The sequence below is a fragment of the Blattabacterium cuenoti genome (genome assembly GCF_014252435.1).
GTDB classification, from domain to species: Bacteria; Bacteroidota; Bacteroidia; order Flavobacteriales; family Blattabacteriaceae; genus Blattabacterium; species Blattabacterium cuenoti_X.
The window spans coordinates 359460-376565 of record NZ_CP059220.1 but is presented as its reverse complement, the minus strand read 5'-3'; the positions used below and the strand labels follow the sequence as shown (position 1 = coordinate 376565).

The following is a 17106-nucleotide window of genomic DNA, read 5'->3' as shown; positions in this document are numbered from 1 at the left end:
AAAAGTTATGATTTTAATTAAACCTATTTTGACAGATAAGTTATATGATAATAAAAAAAATAACTTTTGTGCATTTTTTGTAGATGTACGTTGCAACAAAAATCAAGTGAAAAAGAAAATTTATGAAACATTTGGATATTCTGTGAAAAATGTGAGAGTAATTAATTATTATAGAAAAGATAAATCTAAGATTACTAAAAAAGGATTTATGTATGGAAAAAGAAGTAGAATGAAAAAAGCAATTATTCAATTTAAAAAAAATCAAAAAATTGAATCATTAAATCAAAAAATAATAACAAATGGCAATAAATAAACTGAAACCAGTTACACCAGGACAACGATTTAAAGTAAAAAATTCTTTTAAAAGAATAACAAAACAATATCCTGAGAAAAAATTAACAAAAGGAAAATGTAAAACAGGAGGAAGAAATAATTATGGAAAAATGACTATACGTTATTTTGGAGGAGGCCATAAAAAAAAATATAGAATTATTGATTTTAAAAGAAAAAAATTCGGTATTCCTGCTATAATAAAATCTATAGAATATGATCCAAATAGAAATTCTTTTATTTCATTAGTTCATTATAAAGATGGTGATAAAAAATATATTATTACTATAAATGGGTTTAAAATTGGACAAAAAATTATATCAGGAAAAAATATTCCATTCAATATAGGTAATTCTACATTTTTAAATGAAATTCCTATAGGAACTACTATTTCTTGTATAGAAATTAGACCAGGACAAGGAGCTAAAATTGCAAGAAGTGCTGGTACTTTTGCTCAATTATTCGCTAAAGATGAAAAATATGCAACAATTAAATTTCCATCTGGAGAAATTAAAATGATAATAAACACCTGTATGGCTACTATTGGTTCAGTATCAAATTCTGATCATAAGTTAGAAAAATATGGTAAAGCGGGAAAAAATCGTCATTTAGGTAGAAGACCTAGGACTAGAGGTGTTGCTATGAATCCTGTTGATCATCCGATGGGGGGAGGAGAAGGTAAAGCTTCAGGTGGTATTCCGAGAAGTAGAAAGGGTATACCTTCTAAAGGTTTTAAAACTCGTTTTAAACGAAAATATTCTAATAAATATATTATACAGAAAAGAAAAAAATAAATTTTTTTAATTATGCCAAGATCTATCAAAAAAGGTCCATTTGTTTCTTATAAATTATATAAAAAAGTTTTAAAAAATATAAAATCTGATAAAAAGAGAATTATTAAAACATGGTCTAGACCATCTACTATTTTACCGGATTTTGTAGGACAAACTTTTGCAGTTCATAATGGAAAACAATTTATCAATGTTTATATTACAGAAAATATGATAGGTAGAAAATTAGGAGAATTTGCCCCTACACGAATATTTCGTGCTCATTCTGGATCGAGAAGTAAAATAAAAGTTAAAAAAACCAAATCATTGAAATAAGGATAAAGTAAAATGAAAATGGATAAAACAAAAAATATAGTTTCCGCTTCTTTGCATAATATTCGGAGTTCTCCAAGAAAAATGAGGATAATAGTAGATTTAATACGAAATAAAAAAATAGAAGAAGCCTTAGATATTTTATCTTATTGTAAGAGAAAAAAAAAATCTATTATCTTGAAAAAACTACTTTATTCTGTTTTATCTAATTGGGAGATTAAAAATCATGATTCTTATTTTGCAAAAACAAATAATTTTTTTCTTTATATATCTGATATAAGAGTAAATCAAGGAAAAACATTGAAACGAATAAGACCAGTACCACAAGGTAGAGGACACAGAATAAGAAAAAAATTTAGTAGTGTTATCGTTTTTTTACAAAAAAAAGAAAATAAATTATATGGGACAAAAAACTAATCCAATTGTAAATAGGCTAGGTATTATAACAGGTTGGCAATCAAGTTGGTGTAATAATTATAAAGATAGAATACAAGAAGATTTTAAGGTTAGAATGTATATTGAAGCTAGATTTCCAAAAGGAATTATTTCACGCATTTTTATAGAAAGAACTTTAAAATTTATTACTATAACAATACGGACTTCTAGACCGGCTCTTGTGATAGGAAAAAGAGGAGAAGAAGTGGATACTGTAAGAAAAGAGTTGAAAAAGATTACTAAAAAAGAAATTCAAATTAATATTGTAGAAGTAAAACGTCCTGAATTAGATGCTCCATTAGTAGCGAAAAATTTAGTAAAGCAGTTAGAAAATAGGATTTCTTATAGAAAATCGGTTAAATTATCTATTATTTCTGCTATGAGAATGAATGCTCAAGGAATAAGAATTCAAATATCTGGAAGATTAAATGGATCTGAAATGGCTAGATGTGAAATTTATAAAGAAGGAAGGATTTCTTTAGGGACTTTTCGTGCTGATGTTGATTATCATATGGCTGAAGCACATACAGTATATGGTAGTATAGGAATTAAAGTTTGGATAATGAAAGGAGAAGTTTATGGTAAAAGAGAATTATCTCCGTTAATAGGTTTATATAAAAAACAAAGAGGTTTTTTTGGAAAAAGAAAAAAATAGTAATATTTATATTTTTTAATATGTTACAACCAAAAAAAACAAAATATAAAAAAAAACAAAAAGGGAGAATACGAGGTTTTTCTAAAAAGGGATTTCTTTTATCAAGAGGGGTATTTGGGATAAAAGCATTAGAAAGAGCTTGGATTTCTTCTAGACAAATAGAAGCTGCACGTGTAGCTGCTACTCGATATATGAAAAGAGAAGGCCAGTTATGGATTAATATATTTCCAGATAAACCGGCTACTAAAAAACCACAAGAAGTACGTATGGGAAAAGGAAAAGGTCCAGTAGAGTTTTGGGTGTCTGTAGTTAAACCAGGAAGAATTCTATTTGAAATAGATGGAGTGAGTTTAGATGTAGCTAAAGAAGCTTTAAGACTAGCATCACAAAAATTACCTATTAAAATGAAGTTTATATTTACTAATAATTTGATATTATGAAAAAAATAGATATTAAAATATTATCGATTGAAGATTTGATTGAAAAAATCAAAATTAGTAAAAAAGACTATCAAAATATGAAATTGAATCATTCTATGAAATTGGAAAAAAATCCTATCAATTTTAAATATTTAAGAAAAAATATTGCAAAATTAAAAACTGAATTAAATAAAAAGTTAAATGCTAAAAAGTAAAAATGCTATTAGAATTAACAATAGAAAACAAAGACAAGGTTTAGTTACAAGTAATAAAATGAATAAAACTATTATAGTAACTGAAGTAAAAAAAGTAAAGCATAAGTATTATAGTAAAAGCATTTTAAGAAAAAAAAAATATATGGTACATGATGAAAAAAATGTTTCTAAAAAAGGAGATACAGTTAATATTATGGAAACGAAACCTATAAGTAAACGAAAATGTTGGAGATTAGTTTCAATTGTAAAAAAATGTAAATAATATTATTTATCATGTTACAACAAGAATCTATTTGTAGAGTATCAGATAATACAGGAGCTAAAAAAGCATTAATTATTAGAGTTTTAGGTGGTTCTAAAAAGAAATATGCTTTTTTAGGAGATTCTGTGGTAGTTACTATAAAGGAGTCTTCATCTAAAAATAAATTAGTTAAAAAAGGTCAGATATCTAAAGCAGTAATAATCAGGATCAAAAGAAAAACTAGAAGAAAAGATGGATCTTATATAAGTTTTGATGACAATGCTTGTGTTTTAATTAATCCTTCTGGAGATATGTTAGGTACAAGAGTATTTGGTCCAGTAGCAAGAGAATTAAGAGATAAATTGTATATGAAAATAATATCTTTAGCACAAGAAGTTATATGAAAAGAATAAAAAAAAAAGATAAGGTTTTAATTTTGAATGGAGATTATAAAGGTCATACAGGCATTGTATTGAGAGTATATCCAAAAAAAAATAGAGTTATTATAGACAAAATAAATATGGTAACAAAACATAGGAAACCAAATGCTAAAAATCCAAAAGGAGAGATTCTTAAAAAAGAAGCTTCTATTCATATATCTAATTTGACAATCGTAAAATAGTAAAAATTGTATATGAAAAATTATAAACCTAAATTATACCAACTTTATAAAGAAAAAATAGTATATAATTTATCTAAAATTTTTCATTTTTCTTCTATTATGCAAGCTCCTAAATTAATTAAAATAGTAATTCATCAAGGTATTGGTGCTTATTCGATTTTAGATAAAAAAATATTAGATTATTCTATCAACGAAATTACAAGTATAACAGGTCAAAAAGCAGTTTTTTGTTATTCTAAACATGATGAATCTAATTTTAAACTTAGAAAAGGAGTTCCAATAGGAGTTAAAGTAACATTACGAAAAAATAAAATGTATGAATTTTTAGAAAGATTGATTTTAATTTCTTTGCCAAGAGTAAGAGATTTTTCGGGGATAAAGAGTAGTAGTTTTGATGATTTTGGTAATTATAATATGGGTATTAAAGAACAAGTAATTTTTCCAGAAATAGATATTGATAAAATTAGAAAAAATATGGGAATGAATATTACATTTGTAACTTCTACAAAAAATAAATCAGAATCTAAAAAACTTTTAGAATTTTTTGGATTACCATTTGAAAAAAAATAATATTATGTCAAAAATATCTGTAAAAGCAAGACAAAGAAAAAGGGAAATAATTGTAAAAAAATATAGAAAAAAAAGACATTTTTTAAAAAAATTAAAAAAATATGATCTTTTACAAAAATTACCCAGAGATGCTTCTCCTGTTCGTTTAAGAAATCGATGTACGATAACAGGAAGATGCAGGGGTTATATTCGTTATTTTGGAATTTCTAGAATTGTTTTTAGAAGTTTAGTTTCTCAAGGTTTTATTCCTGGAGTTAAAAAAGCTAGTTGGTAATTTATTTTAAAAAAATATTTATATAATAAAAAATGGATTCAATTGCTGATTTTATTACTAGAATTAGAAATGCAAGTTTTGTTAAACATATTTCTTTAGAAGTTGCTTTTTCTAAAATGAAAATGGATATAACTGAAGTTTTATTCAAAAATGGATATATATTAAGTTATAAAGTAGATGATCAAAAAAAAATGATCAAAATTATATTAAAATATTATAAAAAAAAATATCCAATTTTTCATAATATTATTAGAATAAGTAAACCTGGATTGAGAATATATTGTAAATATAAAAAGATACCACGTGTATTAAATGGATTAGGTATTGCAATAATATCTACATCTGTTGGAGTAATAACAGATAAAGAAGCGAGAAAAAAAAAAATAGGAGGAGAAGTTTTATGTTACGTACATTAGAATACAATCAATTAATTTATGTCTAGAATAGGAAAAATTCCCATTATAATACCTAAAAATGTAGATGTAGAAATAGTGGATAAAAAAATATTTGTAAAAGGGGGATTAGGTACATTGAAAAGTGATATAATTCCTAACGTATTAAAAATAAATATTTTGGATAGAAAATTATTTGTGATAAGAAATAAGGAAGATAAAAAATCAAAATCTTTGCATGGATTATTTCGTGTTTTAATTCATAATATGATGGTAGGAGTTTCAAAAGGTTTTTTAAAAAAATTAGAATTAATAGGTATTGGTTATCGAGTAAATGTTATTGAAAATAACATATTAGAGATGAATTTAGGTTTTTCTCATAATATTATGATCCAACTTCCAAAAGAAATTGGAGTACAAATAAAATCGGATAAAGGAAGAAATTTTATTATTATTTTAAAATCTCATGATAAGCAATTATTAGGAACCGTTGCTTACAAAATTAGATCTTTGAGAACTCCAGAACCTTATAAAGGAAAAGGAGTAAGATACGTAGGAGAAGAAGTCCGAAGAAAAACTGGAAAATCTGCTTAATTTATTTTTAATATTATGAAAAAAAGAAAAATAAAAAAATTTTTTGGATATCCCTATAAACCTAGAATATCTGTTTATAGAAGTAATAAAGAAATTTATGCACAGATTATTGATGATGTATCTGGAAAAACATTAGTATATTCTTCTTCTATAGATCAAGAATTTTTAAATTTTAAAAAACTTAAAAAAACGAAAATCGAATTATCCTATGAAGTGGGTAAATCATTAGGATTAAAAGCAAAAAAAATAAATATAGATAAAGTAGTTTTTAATAAGGGTAAATATTTATATCATGGAAGGATAAAATCGTTATCTATTGGAATAAGAGATTCCGGTTTGAAATTTTAATTATTATGGTTTCATTTGAAAAAGAAAAAAAAATACAACATTTAGAATTAAAGGAAAGATTAGTTGGAGTTACTAGGGTATGTAAAGTTACTAAAGGAAGAAGATATTTTAGTTTTAGTGCTATTGTTATTAAAGGTAATGAAAATGGATTGGTTGGATATGGATTTGGAAAGTCTAAAGATGCTCCTGAAGCTATTCGAAAAGCAGGAGATAGAGCTAGAAGAAATTTACAAAAAGTGTGTATATCCAATGGGACACTTCCGCATGAACAAGAAGCAAAATATGGAGGAGCACGTATTCTTTTAAAACCAGCTTCTGATGGAACTGGTATTATAGCTGGTGGGCCTTTAAAGGCCGTATTAGAATCTTCTGGTTTAAGAAATGTATTATCTAAATCAAAAGGATCATCTAATCATCATAATATTATAAAAGCAGCAATAAAAGCTCTTAGTAAAGTAAGAGATGTTTATATTATTGCAAAACAAAGAGGTATTTCTATTAAAAAAGTGTATAATGGATAAAGATCGACTTTCTAATTTTTTGATATATAAGAAATATTGGAAAAAAAGAAAAAAAATTAGATTAGGAAGAGGTCAAGCTTCTGGAAAAGGTGGTACTTGCGGAAGAGGTCATAAAGGTGCAAAATCAAGATCTGGTTTTGCTAAAAAAATAGGATTTGAAGGAGGACAAATGCCTCTTCATAAAAGAATTCCTAAATTTGGATTTAAAAGAACTTTTTGCAAAAAAAAAATTTCTATTATTAATCTGGATATTATTCAAAAATATTGTAAAGAAGGAAAAATAGATCATAAAAAAGTTATTGATGAAAATATTTTATTAAAAAATAAATTAGTAAAAAAAAATCATTTTATTAAAATTTTAGGTAGAGGAAAAATAGATATATCTATCAAAATACATGCATCTAAATTTAGTAAAAAAGCTTTATTTTCTATAAAAAAGTCTGGAGGAGAAGGAATCTTAATAGGATAAAAATTATTATGAATAATTTTTTTAAAAATGTTCATAGCATTTTTTGTAATATGAAAGATTTAAGGAATAAAATTTTTTTAACTTTAAGTCTTTTATTAATATATCGTTTTGGATCATACGTGCCTATTCCAGGTATAAATCCTATAGGAGTAGGTAATTTTTTAGAGAAAATTCAATTAGGGTCTAAAGGTTTAATACAGATTTTATCTTCTTTTACTGGTGGTTCTTTTAACAGAGCATCTATTTTTGCTTTAGGAATTATGCCTTATATATCTGCATCAATTATCATTCAATTAATGTGTCTTATTATTCCATATTTACATAAAGTACAACGGGATGGAGAAAGCGGTAGAAAAAGAATCAATTCTATTACAAGATGGTTAACGGTTTTAATATGTTTTGTACAAGCTCCTATTTATTTGATATCTTTAACTCAAAGTTTTATTCCATTTTCTGAAAATTTTAATTCTATTTATTTAATAGATTTAGATTCTTTTTTTGGAAAAAGTATGTTTTTATTTATAGGAATAACTATTTTAACGTCAGGAACTTTATTTACTATGTGGTTAGGTGATAAAATAACAGATAAAGGGATAGGAAATGGAGTTTCTTTAATCATTATGTCTGGAATTATTTCACGTTTTCCAGATGCTATAGTAAAAGAAATATATAATAAATTATATAATAAACATAGTAGTGTGATTTTAATTTTTTGTGAATTTATATTATGGATCATAGTAATTTTATTTTCAACTATCATTATTCAGGCTATTAGAAAAATTCCATTACAATACGCTTCTCATTATAAATCTGTAAGATTAGAATCCCAATATTTACAAAAAAAACATCAATATCTTCCATTAAAAATGATATCTGCTGGGGTTATGCCTCTTATATTTTCTCAAGCTATTATGTTATTTCCAATTACTTTTTCTAATTATATTACAAATAATAATATAAAACATTTATTTAATCATTTTCAAGATATTTATGGGTTTTGGTATAATTCGACCATATTTATACTAGTTGTAATTTTTACATTTTTTTATACGGCTATTACCATACCAGTTCATCAAATGTCCGACGATTTAAAAAGAAATGGATGTTTTATTCCTCAAATAAAACCTGGAAGAGAAACGGCAAAATATATTGATCAAATATTATTTTATATAACATTGCCAGGATCAATTTTATTAGCTATTATTGCTATCCTTCCTTCTATAGTATCTAGATTAGGAATTACTAAAAGTTTTGCATTATTTTATGGAGGTTCTTCTTTATTAATAGTAGTTGGTGTAATTTTAGATGTATACCAACAAATAAATATTCATCTTTTAAATTATTATTATGATGGATTAATGATGAAGAATAATAGAAAAAACATACATTATAAATTGTGATTTTTTTTATGTATATTTTGTTATAAATTGTAATATGAATATATCATGGCAAAACAGAAGCATATTGAAGTTGATGGAATTATTTTAGAATCATCTCCAAATGCTATGTTTCGTGTTAAACTAGAAAATGGATGTGTAGTAAAAGCACATATATCTGGTAAAATGAGAATGCATTATATAAAAATACTTCCTGGAGATAAAGTAAGATTAGAAATGTCTTCTTACGATTTAGAAAGAGGAAGAATTACTTATAGATATTAATAAAAAATTTTTCATTATATGAAAGTAAGAGCATCTTTAAAAAAAAGAACTAAGAATTGTATAATAGTAAGTAGAAAAGGAAAATTACGAATTATTAATAAAAAAAATCCTAAATTCAAACAAAAACAAGGATAACTATAGTTTTATGTCAGTTAGAATTTCAGGTATTGATATACCAGTAAATAAAAGAGGTGTAATATCTCTTACTTATTTATATGGAATAGGTAAAAGTTTATCTCAAAAAATATTAAATTCTATTGGTATAGATGAAAATAAAAAAGTAAAAGAATGGTCTGACCAAGAAATTAGTAATGTTAGAAAATATATATCTAATTATATAAAAATTGAAGGAGAATTAAGATCCGAAATTCAATTGAATATTAAACGATTAATAGATATTGGTTCTTATATCGGAATGAGGCATAGAAAAGGATTACCTCTAAGAGGTCAAAAAACAAAAAATAATTGTAGAACTCGAAAAGGAAAAAAAAGAACTATAGCAAATAAAAGAAGAATAGTAAAATAAGTTTTTTTTTATGGTAAAATCACCCTCGAAAAAAAAAAAAAAATCAGTAATAATTGATTCAGTTGGGATAGCTCATATACAATCTAGTTTCAATAATATTATTATCACTTTAACAAATAAAAAAGGAGATGTGATCGCATGGTCATCTGCTGGAAAAATGAATTTTAAAGGTTCTAGAAAAAATACACCTTATGCTGCTCAAATAACAGCAGAAAGTGTAGCAAAAATAGGATTAAATGCTGGAATAAAAAAAGTAGAAATCAAAATTAAAGGACCTGGATCTGGAAGAGATGCAGCTATAAGAGCAATAAGTAATTCTGGAATGATAGTAACGATGATAAAAGATATAACTCCATTACCACATAATGGATGTCGTCCTCCAAAAAGAAGAAGAGTATAATAAAATAATAGATTATGGCAAGATATATAGGACCTAAAACAAAAATTTCTAGAAAATTTGGAGAATGTATTTATGGAAAAGATAAGTATTTTGAAAGAAGAAAATATCCATCTGGTCAACATGGAAACTTTCGTCGTAGAAATAAACGTTCAGAATATTTAATTCAATTAGTAGAAAAACAAAAAGCTAAATATATATATGGTATATTGGAACGTCAGTTTGAAAAATTATTTCTTGAATCTTCAAAAAAAAAAGGAAATACAGGGGAATTGTTATTACAATCATGTGAAAGTCGTCTTGATAACATAGTTTTTAGATTAAAATTTGCATCATCTAGATTATTTTCTAGGCAAATAGTTTCTCATAAACATATTACTGTTAATGGAAATATTGTTAATATTCCTTCTTATACATTAAAACCTGGAGATAAAATAGGAATTAAAGATAAATCTAAAAAACATCCTGATATTATAAAATCCATTAATGAAAAAGCTGGACCAATAGTAGATTGGCTTTTTTTAGATGAAAAAAAAATGATTGGATTTTTTAGAACTATGCCAAAAAGAATACAAATACCTGAAAATATTAAAGAACAATTAATTGTTGAATTTTATTCAAAAAAATAGATAATAAAAAAATTATATTATATAAAATAGAATGGCTATTCTAGATTTTATTAAACCCGATAAAGTTTATGTTACTGAATTTTCGGATTATAAAGGAATATTTCATCTAAAACCTTTGGAACCTGGATATGGAATTACTTTAGGAAATTCTTTAAGAAGAGTATTATTGAGCTCTTTAAAAGGATATTCTGTTACTTCTATTAAAATAAAAGATGTAAAATATGAATTTACTACGATAAAAGGCGTAGTTGAAGACATTACTGATATTATTTTAAATTTTAAAAAAATTCGTTTCAAACGAATCATTCCGGATATGAATAGAGAAACAGTTAAAGCTGTTCTTCATAAAGAAAAATGTATTAATGGAACAGTTTTAAATAAATTTATAACTGGATTTCAAATCTTGAATCAAGATTTAGTTATTTGTAATAAAGATGAATGTACTTCTATTGAAATATCTTTTACAATAGAGGAAGGACGTGGATATGTACCTGCAGAAGAAAATAAAAAAAATAATAATAATTATATAATTGGAACAATACCAATAGATTCTATATATACTCCTATTCAAAATGTAAAATATACAGTAGAAAATTGTCGAGTAGGTAAAAAAACTGATTTTGAAAAATTATCATTAGAAATTACAACAGATGGATCTATATCTCCAAAAAAAGCTTTAGTGGAAGCTTCTAACATATTAATTCAATATTTTTCTATATTTTCTTGTGAAAAAATTGGAAAAAAAGAAAAAAAAAAAGAAAAAGGAAACAACAACAAAAAATATAGTGATAGATTCATGAAAATGAAAACATTACTAAAATCGAAATTAAAAGAGATGGATTTATCTGTACGCACAAAAAATTGTTTAAAATTAGCTTTGATAGAAACGATAGAGGATTTGATTAATTGTGATAGGAATTCGATGTTAAAAATGAGGAATTTTGGAAAAAAATCTTTAGATGAATTAGAAAAAAAAATGAAAGAAAAGGGTTTATATTTTGGAATGAAAATATCAAATTATAAATAATCAATATTTTTTTAATATTTAATAATGAATCATAGAAATAAAAATAATGCTTTAAAAAGAAAACGTGGACATCGAAAATCGATGCTATCCAATATGGCGTCTTCTTTAATCAAGAATAAAATAATTTTTACTACTTTATCTAAAGCAAAAACTTTAAGAAAATACATTGAACCTATTATTACAAAATCAAAAATTGATAATTTATCTTCAAGAAGAAATATTTTTTCATATTTAAGGGATAAAAAAGCTGTATCAGAATTATTTAAAGATTCTTTTCATAAAGTACGAGAGCGACCAGGTGGTTATACTAGAATATTAAAAAATGGACATCGTTTAGGAGATGATGCTACTTTATCTTTAATTGAATTAGTAGATTTTAATAAAATTTATCATTCTAAAAAAAGAGTCAAAATAACAAGACGTAGTAAAAAATTAGGAAAAAAAGAAATTATTAATGAGTAAAATTAAACATATTCAATCTAGACAAATTTTGGATTCTAGAGGAAATCCAACGATAGAAGTGGATGTCATAACAGAAAATGGAATATTAGGAAGGGCATCCGTTCCATCAGGAGCCTCCAAAGGAGAAAGAGAAGCATTTGAATTGCGTGATAATGATCAAAATATTTTTTCTGGAAATGGTGTTTTAAATGCTATTCAAAACGTGAATGAAATTATTTATCCTGAATTAATTGGCGAATCAATTTTAGATCAAATTCATATTGATAAAATTATGTTAGAATTAGATGGAACTAAAAATAAAAGTCGTTTAGGTGCTAATTCTATATTAGCAGTATCTTTAGCTTCAGCTAAAGCTGCTTCATGTGAATTAAAAATTCCTCTATATAAATATATAGGAGGTTCTTTTTCCCGTTCATTACCAATTCCTTTAATAAATATTATAAATGGAGGAAAACATTCCAATGCTCCTATTGTTTTTCAAGAATTTATGATAGTACCTATTAAAGCTAGTAATTTGACACAAGCTTTACAAATGAGTTATAAAGTATTTTATCAATTAAAAGATTTATTATATAAAAAAGGACTTTCCACTAGTCTTGGTGATGAAGGAGGTTTTTCTCCAAATCTAAATGGAGTAGAACAGGTTTTAGATTTTATGTTAGAGGCTATTCATTTGTCGGATTATGATCCCTATAATGAAATAGGAATTGCTATTGATTGCGCTTCATCTGAATTTTATGAAAATGGTAAATATAATTATTCAAAATTTGAAAAAGATACAGAAGATGCTCTAATTAAATCTAGAGAAGAACATGTTCAATACTTATCATTTTTATTAAAAAAATATCCAATTATATCTATCGAAGATGGAATGGATCAAAATGATTGGAAAGGATGGACTTTATTGTCTAATGAAATTGGGGATCAAGTTCAATTAGTAGGAGATGATTTATTTGTTACTCAAATAGATAGATTGAAAAAAGGTATAGAAAAGAAAATTGCAAATTCTATATTAATCAAATTAAATCAGGTAGGAACTTTAACAGAAACTATTGAAACAATAGAACTTGCTAAAAGAAATGGGTATCAAAATATAATATCTCATAGATCTGGAGAAACAGAAGATTCTTTTATTGCAGATTTATCCGTTGCATTTAATATAGAACAAATTAAAACAGGTTCTATATGTAGATCTGAACGTACTTCAAAATATAATCAATTATTGCGTATTGAAGAAAAAATTGGAAAATATGCCATTTATTCAAAATGGGACTAATTAAATATATTCCGAATACAATCAGAAAATATCAATGATAATTTTAATATTTATAATTGGATATTTATTTATTGTATTTGAGAATTTTTTTTCTTTAAATAAGACTATTTCATCAATTTTAATGTCTGTAATTTGTTGGTCTATTATTATATTTTTTAATAAATCAGTGTATGATTTAGATCAATATTTAATGATAAAAAAGGATCCTCAAAATTTATTATTACTTCATTTAGGAAAAGCGTCTGAAATTATTTTTTTTCTTATTGGTACTATGTCTATTGTTTCAATTATTGATAAATTTTCTGCATTTGACGCTCTTAAAGAATTATTACATATAGATACAAAACGTAAACTTTTATGGAAAATTAGTTTTTTATCTTTTTTTTTATCAGCTATTATAGATAATCTTACTACAAGTATAGTTTTAATATCTTTATTAAGAAAAATAATTAATAAATGTAAAGAACGACTATATTATTTAGGTATAGTCATTATATCTGCTAATGCAGGAGGAGTATGGTCTCCAATTGGAGATATAACTACAACTATGTTGTGGATATCTAAAAAAGTAACCACAATTCAACTTATAAAAAGAGTTTTTATTCCATCTATTTTATGTATGTTAATATCTACATGTATAGCATCTTGTATGTCGGTTTTTGATGGACCTATTAAACAAAATAGAGAGTATAAGAATTTGTCAAAAAAAAATATTCAAATTGGATTTCATATGTTGAAAATAGGAATATTTTTAATGTTACTTGTTCCTATTTATAAAACTATCATAGGAATTCCACCATATATGGGAATCATGTTTTCTCTTGGAATACTTCTTTGTATTGTATTATCTAAAAAATACAGAAATCAATATTCATATTTAAATATAAATGAATTATTCCAAAAATTGGATATATCTAGTATTTTATTTTTTTTTGGAATTTTATTATCCGTTTCTTCATTAGAAGTTTTAGGTATTTTATATCATACAGCTAATTGGATCAATAATGTAGTTCCTACATGGAAAATTACAACTTTTTTATTTGGATTGATATCTTCTATTATTGATAATGTACCATTAGTAGCAGCAAGTATATCTATGTTTTATTATTCCATTGATCATGAATTATGGCATTTTATCGCTTATGTTTCTGGAACAGGTGGAAGTTTATTTTTAATAGGATCAGCATCAGGAGTAGCAGTTATGGGTATGGAAAAAATTAGTTTTTTTTGGTATGTTAAAAAAATAAGTTGGATCGCTTTAATTGGATATATATCTGGATTTATTTATCTTTTATTAGAACAATTCATTTTTTAAATATAAAATGTTTTTATAAATGAAAGTAAAATAATACTTTTACTAAGTAAAATAAATTGTATTAATTCAATTAATAGAAATAATAATATTAGAAATATTGATGATTATCAATGTAAATCATTAAAATATATTTGACATATATATTTTTTTATAAAATGAAAAATGTAATTTTTTATGAATTTTACAATAAATTGGCATATAATTAAAAAATATAAAGACATTTCTTTTCTTTTTTGGAAAGGAATTTCTAAAATTGAGATTAATAGACCATGGTGTCTAAATGCTTTCCGAGTAGAAACTGTACAGGAAATGATTGATGCTATCAATATATGTTATGAAAGAAATGATATAGATGTATTAATTATTACAGGAAATGGAAAACAATCTTTTTGTTCAGGTGGAGATCAAACGACTAGAAGTTTAGGAGGCTATATAGGAGAAGATGGGAAAACAAGAATGAATATTTTAGATTTTTACAAGAAAATTAGAGAAATGCCCAAAGCTGTTATTGCTATGGTAAATGGTTTTGCAGTAGGAGGTGGAAATGTTTTACATGTTGTATGTGATCTCACTATTGCATCCGATAATGCTATTTTTAGTCAAACTGGTCCAAAAGTAGGATCTTTTGATGGAGGATTTGGAAGTTCTTATTTAGCTAGACATATTGGACAAAAAAAAGCTAGAGAAATGTGGTTTTTATGCAAAAAATATACAGCAAAAGAAGCTTTTGACATGGGTTTGATTAATAAAGTAGTATCACAAAAAGATTTAGAAAAAAAAACCATTGAATGGTGTAAAATTATACAAAAAAAAAGCCCAATGGCTATAAGGATGATAAAACGTTGTTTAAATGCAGAGTTAGATGGACAACATGGATTGATGCAATTAGCAGGAGATGCGACTTTAATGTTTTATTTAATGAAAGAATCTGAAGAGGGTAAAAAAGCATTTTTAGAAAAAAGAGAACCAAACTTTAAAAAATTTCAAAAATTTTTATGAATATTAATCATTGGATTTATGCTATTCGTATTCATACTTTACCCCTTTCTATTTCTGGTGTAACTTCTAGTTATTTTTTATCTATCAATAAATATAATATCAATATATACCATTGTACTGTAACATATATTTTATGTGTATTTACTTGTTTATCACTTCAAGTTTTATCTAATTTATCAAATGATTATGGTGATAGTATATTGGAGAGATATTTGAAAGAAGATTTAAATCAAAAAAAGGCAGTTCAACGGGGATTGATCTCTTTGATGAAAATGAAACGAGCTATTTATTTATTTTCTATATTATCTTTTTGTTTTGGATTGATATTAATATATAGAAATTTTTTTCCAAAAGAAAAAATCATTTTTTTTATTTACTTAGTTGGATTATTTTCTTGTATATATAGCTCTATAGGATATTCTATAGGAGAACAATCATATGGACGTATGGGGTTAGGTGATTTATTTGTATTAGTTTTTTTTGGTTTTTTTTCTGTATTAGGAAGTTTTTTTTTATATACTAATATTTTTCCTAAAATTGATATGTTTATCCTATCACTATCTATTGGTCTTTTAAATGTTGCTGTTTTAAATTTGAATAATATGAGAGACATAGATATGGATTATAAAAATGGAAAAAAAACAATTCCTGTTTTTATAGGAATCAAATATGCAAAATTATATCATGTAGGAATATTATTAGTTTCCAATTTGTTAGGATTGATATTTTTATATTTTAATAATAAAAATATTTATGAATGGATATTCATTTTATGTATTTTTCTATTTTTCATATTTCATATGAAAAATATCCTTTTTATAGAAGAAAAAAATATATTGATTTCAGAATTGAAAAAATTAATTTTCATATCTTTTTTATATAGTGTAGGATTGACTACAAGTATTTGTTTATAAATCAAAATATTAAATAATGAAATTTACATTTCTTTCTCATAGTACTTTTATTTTAAAAGTACATGAAAAAAATATATTGGTAGATCCATTTTTATCAGAAAATCCTTTTTTTTGTAAAAAACAATTTTCTTGGAAAAAATATATAGTAGAACCTATTGATTATATATTAGTCACTCATGCTCATTATGATCATGTGTGTGACGTTGAATTATTTCACAAAATATATCCGAATTCTTTGGTAATTTCTAATTATGAAATTTCCAATTTTTTTGAAAAAAAAGGAATTAAAACATATGGAGTCAATTATGGATCTTTTATTTCTTTTCCATTTGGAAAATTAAAATATGTATGGGCTCTTCATTCAAGTTCATTTGTTAATGGAATATATGGAGGAAATCCAGGTGGTTTTTTATTACACACAGATGAAGGAAATATATATGTATCCGGAGATACATCTCTTATGTATGATATGAAAATCATACCAACTTTTGGTAAATTAAAATATTCTATTCTTCCAATAGGTGGTCGATTTACGATGGATGTTGAAGAAGCAATTATTGCATCTGATTTTTTACATTGTGAAAAAATTATAGGAGTTCATTATAATACTTTTGATAGTATTCAAATAGATGAAAAAAATGCAATAAAAAGTTTTTATCAAAAAGGAAAAGAATTAATAATATTGAACATAGGTCATTCTGTACATATTTGA

At 24.7% G+C, this 17106-nt stretch carries 30 protein-coding genes; all 30 read left to right on the top strand.

Annotation, left to right across the window (positions count from 1 at the left end; all coding sequences use genetic code 11):
• The first annotated feature begins 7 nt into the window (after positions 1-7).
• The 30 genes from rplW (at position 8) to H0H35_RS01655 (ending at position 17106) form a co-directional block, all read left to right on the top strand.
• Entirely contained in the window at positions 8-313 is a 306-nt protein-coding gene (gene rplW, locus H0H35_RS01800; RefSeq protein ID WP_185882762.1) for a 50S ribosomal protein L23, read from the top strand.
• Entirely contained in the window at positions 300-1124 is an 825-nt protein-coding gene (gene rplB, locus H0H35_RS01795; RefSeq protein WP_185882761.1) for a 50S ribosomal protein L2, read from the top strand. Before rplW ends, rplB begins: the two co-directional genes overlap by 14 nt.
• Positions 1125-1136: 12 nt before the next feature.
• Positions 1137-1436 (top strand): 30S ribosomal protein S19, encoded by a 300-nt coding sequence (gene rpsS, locus H0H35_RS01790; protein ID WP_185882760.1) that lies wholly within the window; start codon positions 1137-1139, stop codon positions 1434-1436.
• An 18-nt stretch (positions 1437-1454) separates the two neighbouring features.
• Entirely contained in the window at positions 1455-1850 is a 396-nt protein-coding gene (gene rplV / locus H0H35_RS01785; RefSeq protein WP_185882759.1) for a 50S ribosomal protein L22, read from the top strand.
• Positions 1834-2523 carry a 30S ribosomal protein S3 gene (rpsC, locus tag H0H35_RS01780; RefSeq protein ID WP_185882758.1) on the top strand — a complete coding sequence of 230 codons (690 nt, stop codon included), beginning with the start codon at positions 1834-1836 and terminating at the stop codon, positions 2521-2523. Before rplV ends, rpsC begins: the two co-directional genes overlap by 17 nt.
• Positions 2524-2543: 20 nt before the next feature.
• Positions 2544-2963 (top strand): 50S ribosomal protein L16, encoded by a 420-nt coding sequence (gene rplP / locus H0H35_RS01775; protein WP_185882757.1) that lies wholly within the window; start codon positions 2544-2546, stop codon positions 2961-2963.
• Positions 2960-3157: a 50S ribosomal protein L29 gene (gene rpmC / locus H0H35_RS01770; protein WP_185882756.1), complete on the top strand. Its 198-nt coding sequence runs from the start codon at positions 2960-2962 to the stop codon at positions 3155-3157. Before rplP ends, rpmC begins: the two co-directional genes overlap by 4 nt.
• The gene (gene rpsQ, locus H0H35_RS01765) at positions 3144-3419 is read left to right on the top strand and encodes a 30S ribosomal protein S17 (RefSeq protein WP_185882755.1); all 276 of its coding nucleotides are present in this window, start codon (positions 3144-3146) and stop codon (positions 3417-3419) included. The genes rpmC and rpsQ overlap by 14 nt, the downstream gene beginning before the upstream one ends.
• 11 nt (positions 3420-3430) lie before the next feature.
• Complete coding sequence (rplN, locus tag H0H35_RS01760) at positions 3431-3802, top strand: 50S ribosomal protein L14 (protein ID WP_185882754.1); 372 nt, start codon at positions 3431-3433, stop codon at positions 3800-3802.
• Positions 3799-4020 (top strand): 50S ribosomal protein L24, encoded by a 222-nt coding sequence (rplX, locus tag H0H35_RS01755; protein ID WP_185882753.1) that lies wholly within the window; start codon positions 3799-3801, stop codon positions 4018-4020. Before rplN ends, rplX begins: the two co-directional genes overlap by 4 nt.
• A gap of 12 nt (positions 4021-4032) precedes the next feature.
• A complete protein-coding gene (gene rplE, locus H0H35_RS01750; RefSeq protein ID WP_185882752.1) occupies positions 4033-4590 on the top strand; it encodes a 50S ribosomal protein L5 in 558 nt (185 codons plus the stop codon).
• A 4-nt stretch (positions 4591-4594) separates the two neighbouring features.
• Complete coding sequence (gene rpsN / locus H0H35_RS01745; protein WP_185882751.1) at positions 4595-4864, top strand: 30S ribosomal protein S14; 270 nt, start codon at positions 4595-4597, stop codon at positions 4862-4864.
• Between the two features lie 32 nt (positions 4865-4896).
• Positions 4897-5280: a 30S ribosomal protein S8 gene (gene rpsH, locus H0H35_RS01740; RefSeq protein WP_185882750.1), complete on the top strand. Its 384-nt coding sequence runs from the start codon at positions 4897-4899 to the stop codon at positions 5278-5280.
• An 18-nt stretch (positions 5281-5298) separates the two neighbouring features.
• The gene (gene rplF / locus H0H35_RS01735) at positions 5299-5850 is read left to right on the top strand and encodes a 50S ribosomal protein L6 (protein ID WP_185882749.1); all 552 of its coding nucleotides are present in this window, start codon (positions 5299-5301) and stop codon (positions 5848-5850) included.
• 15 nt (positions 5851-5865) lie between these two features.
• Entirely contained in the window at positions 5866-6198 is a 333-nt protein-coding gene (locus tag H0H35_RS01730) for a 50S ribosomal protein L18 (protein ID WP_185882748.1), read from the top strand.
• 5 nt (positions 6199-6203) lie between these two features.
• Positions 6204-6719 (top strand): 30S ribosomal protein S5, encoded by a 516-nt coding sequence (gene rpsE, locus H0H35_RS01725; RefSeq protein ID WP_185882747.1) that lies wholly within the window; start codon positions 6204-6206, stop codon positions 6717-6719.
• Positions 6712-7188 carry a 50S ribosomal protein L15 gene (rplO, locus tag H0H35_RS01720; RefSeq protein ID WP_185882746.1) on the top strand — a complete coding sequence of 159 codons (477 nt, stop codon included), beginning with the start codon at positions 6712-6714 and terminating at the stop codon, positions 7186-7188. Before rpsE ends, rplO begins: the two co-directional genes overlap by 8 nt.
• An 8-nt stretch (positions 7189-7196) precedes the next feature.
• Positions 7197-8588: a preprotein translocase subunit SecY gene (gene secY / locus H0H35_RS01715; RefSeq protein WP_185882745.1), complete on the top strand. Its 1392-nt coding sequence runs from the start codon at positions 7197-7199 to the stop codon at positions 8586-8588.
• Between the two features lie 45 nt (positions 8589-8633).
• Positions 8634-8849, top strand: coding sequence for a translation initiation factor IF-1 (infA, locus tag H0H35_RS01710; RefSeq protein ID WP_185882744.1), 216 nt, complete (start codon positions 8634-8636; stop codon positions 8847-8849).
• Between the two features lie 18 nt (positions 8850-8867).
• Positions 8868-8984, top strand: a complete 117-nt coding sequence (gene rpmJ / locus H0H35_RS01705) for a 50S ribosomal protein L36 (protein WP_185882743.1) — start codon at positions 8868-8870, stop codon at positions 8982-8984.
• A 10-nt stretch (positions 8985-8994) separates the two neighbouring features.
• Positions 8995-9375, top strand: coding sequence for a 30S ribosomal protein S13 (rpsM, locus tag H0H35_RS01700; RefSeq protein ID WP_185882742.1), 381 nt, complete (start codon positions 8995-8997; stop codon positions 9373-9375).
• 10 nt (positions 9376-9385) lie between these two features.
• Entirely contained in the window at positions 9386-9775 is a 390-nt protein-coding gene (rpsK, locus tag H0H35_RS01695) for a 30S ribosomal protein S11 (protein ID WP_185882741.1), read from the top strand.
• Positions 9776-9789: 14 nt separating this feature from the next.
• The gene (gene rpsD, locus H0H35_RS01690; RefSeq protein WP_185882740.1) at positions 9790-10401 is read left to right on the top strand and encodes a 30S ribosomal protein S4; all 612 of its coding nucleotides are present in this window, start codon (positions 9790-9792) and stop codon (positions 10399-10401) included.
• Positions 10402-10432: 31 nt separating this feature from the next.
• Positions 10433-11428, top strand: coding sequence for a DNA-directed RNA polymerase subunit alpha (locus H0H35_RS01685; protein WP_185882739.1), 996 nt, complete (start codon positions 10433-10435; stop codon positions 11426-11428).
• 24 nt (positions 11429-11452) lie between these two features.
• A complete protein-coding gene (rplQ, locus tag H0H35_RS01680) occupies positions 11453-11890 on the top strand; it encodes a 50S ribosomal protein L17 (protein WP_185882738.1) in 438 nt (145 codons plus the stop codon).
• A complete protein-coding gene (gene eno, locus H0H35_RS01675; protein ID WP_185882737.1) occupies positions 11883-13166 on the top strand; it encodes a phosphopyruvate hydratase in 1284 nt (427 codons plus the stop codon). Before rplQ ends, eno begins: the two co-directional genes overlap by 8 nt.
• A gap of 34 nt (positions 13167-13200) precedes the next feature.
• On the top strand, positions 13201-14481 hold the full coding sequence (gene nhaD, locus H0H35_RS01670) for a sodium:proton antiporter NhaD (protein ID WP_185882736.1): 1281 nt from the start codon (positions 13201-13203) through the stop codon (positions 14479-14481).
• 174 nt (positions 14482-14655) lie between these two features.
• Positions 14656-15480, top strand: coding sequence for a 1,4-dihydroxy-2-naphthoyl-CoA synthase (gene menB, locus H0H35_RS01665; RefSeq protein ID WP_185882735.1), 825 nt, complete (start codon positions 14656-14658; stop codon positions 15478-15480).
• On the top strand, positions 15477-16394 hold the full coding sequence (menA, locus tag H0H35_RS01660) for a 1,4-dihydroxy-2-naphthoate octaprenyltransferase (RefSeq protein WP_185882734.1): 918 nt from the start codon (positions 15477-15479) through the stop codon (positions 16392-16394). The genes menB and menA overlap by 4 nt, the downstream gene beginning before the upstream one ends.
• Before the next feature lie 16 nt (positions 16395-16410).
• Positions 16411-17106: a metal-dependent hydrolase gene (locus H0H35_RS01655; protein ID WP_185882733.1), complete on the top strand. Its 696-nt coding sequence runs from the start codon at positions 16411-16413 to the stop codon at positions 17104-17106.

What these genes read in the sequence shown, in the direction of transcription:
- rplW (WP_185882762.1), top strand. Translation starts at nt 8, where the DNA reads ATGATTTTAATTAAACCTATTTTGACAGATAAGTTATATGATAATAAA.
- rplB (WP_185882761.1), top strand. Translation starts at nt 300, where the DNA reads ATGGCAATAAATAAACTGAAACCAGTTACACCAGGACAACGATTTAAA.
- rpsS (WP_185882760.1), top strand. Translation starts at nt 1,137, where the DNA reads ATGCCAAGATCTATCAAAAAAGGTCCATTTGTTTCTTATAAATTATAT.
- rplV (WP_185882759.1), top strand. Translation starts at nt 1,455, where the DNA reads ATGGATAAAACAAAAAATATAGTTTCCGCTTCTTTGCATAATATTCGG.
- rpsC (WP_185882758.1), top strand. Translation starts at nt 1,834, where the DNA reads ATGGGACAAAAAACTAATCCAATTGTAAATAGGCTAGGTATTATAACA.
- rplP (WP_185882757.1), top strand. Translation starts at nt 2,544, where the DNA reads ATGTTACAACCAAAAAAAACAAAATATAAAAAAAAACAAAAAGGGAGA.
- rpmC (WP_185882756.1), top strand. Translation starts at nt 2,960, where the DNA reads ATGAAAAAAATAGATATTAAAATATTATCGATTGAAGATTTGATTGAA.
- rpsQ (WP_185882755.1), top strand. Translation starts at nt 3,144, where the DNA reads ATGCTAAAAAGTAAAAATGCTATTAGAATTAACAATAGAAAACAAAGA.
- rplN (WP_185882754.1), top strand. Translation starts at nt 3,431, where the DNA reads ATGTTACAACAAGAATCTATTTGTAGAGTATCAGATAATACAGGAGCT.
- rplX (WP_185882753.1), top strand. Translation starts at nt 3,799, where the DNA reads ATGAAAAGAATAAAAAAAAAAGATAAGGTTTTAATTTTGAATGGAGAT.
- rplE (WP_185882752.1), top strand. Translation starts at nt 4,033, where the DNA reads ATGAAAAATTATAAACCTAAATTATACCAACTTTATAAAGAAAAAATA.
- rpsN (WP_185882751.1), top strand. Translation starts at nt 4,595, where the DNA reads ATGTCAAAAATATCTGTAAAAGCAAGACAAAGAAAAAGGGAAATAATT.
- rpsH (WP_185882750.1), top strand. Translation starts at nt 4,897, where the DNA reads ATGGATTCAATTGCTGATTTTATTACTAGAATTAGAAATGCAAGTTTT.
- rplF (WP_185882749.1), top strand. Translation starts at nt 5,299, where the DNA reads ATGTCTAGAATAGGAAAAATTCCCATTATAATACCTAAAAATGTAGAT.
- H0H35_RS01730 (WP_185882748.1), top strand. Translation starts at nt 5,866, where the DNA reads ATGAAAAAAAGAAAAATAAAAAAATTTTTTGGATATCCCTATAAACCT.
- rpsE (WP_185882747.1), top strand. Translation starts at nt 6,204, where the DNA reads ATGGTTTCATTTGAAAAAGAAAAAAAAATACAACATTTAGAATTAAAG.
- rplO (WP_185882746.1), top strand. Translation starts at nt 6,712, where the DNA reads ATGGATAAAGATCGACTTTCTAATTTTTTGATATATAAGAAATATTGG.
- secY (WP_185882745.1), top strand. Translation starts at nt 7,197, where the DNA reads ATGAATAATTTTTTTAAAAATGTTCATAGCATTTTTTGTAATATGAAA.
- infA (WP_185882744.1), top strand. Translation starts at nt 8,634, where the DNA reads ATGGCAAAACAGAAGCATATTGAAGTTGATGGAATTATTTTAGAATCA.
- rpmJ (WP_185882743.1), top strand. Translation starts at nt 8,868, where the DNA reads ATGAAAGTAAGAGCATCTTTAAAAAAAAGAACTAAGAATTGTATAATA.
- rpsM (WP_185882742.1), top strand. Translation starts at nt 8,995, where the DNA reads ATGTCAGTTAGAATTTCAGGTATTGATATACCAGTAAATAAAAGAGGT.
- rpsK (WP_185882741.1), top strand. Translation starts at nt 9,386, where the DNA reads ATGGTAAAATCACCCTCGAAAAAAAAAAAAAAATCAGTAATAATTGAT.
- rpsD (WP_185882740.1), top strand. Translation starts at nt 9,790, where the DNA reads ATGGCAAGATATATAGGACCTAAAACAAAAATTTCTAGAAAATTTGGA.
- H0H35_RS01685 (WP_185882739.1), top strand. Translation starts at nt 10,433, where the DNA reads ATGGCTATTCTAGATTTTATTAAACCCGATAAAGTTTATGTTACTGAA.
- rplQ (WP_185882738.1), top strand. Translation starts at nt 11,453, where the DNA reads ATGAATCATAGAAATAAAAATAATGCTTTAAAAAGAAAACGTGGACAT.
- eno (WP_185882737.1), top strand. Translation starts at nt 11,883, where the DNA reads ATGAGTAAAATTAAACATATTCAATCTAGACAAATTTTGGATTCTAGA.
- nhaD (WP_185882736.1), top strand. Translation starts at nt 13,201, where the DNA reads ATGATAATTTTAATATTTATAATTGGATATTTATTTATTGTATTTGAG.
- menB (WP_185882735.1), top strand. Translation starts at nt 14,656, where the DNA reads ATGAATTTTACAATAAATTGGCATATAATTAAAAAATATAAAGACATT.
- menA (WP_185882734.1), top strand. Translation starts at nt 15,477, where the DNA reads ATGAATATTAATCATTGGATTTATGCTATTCGTATTCATACTTTACCC.
- H0H35_RS01655 (WP_185882733.1), top strand. Translation starts at nt 16,411, where the DNA reads ATGAAATTTACATTTCTTTCTCATAGTACTTTTATTTTAAAAGTACAT.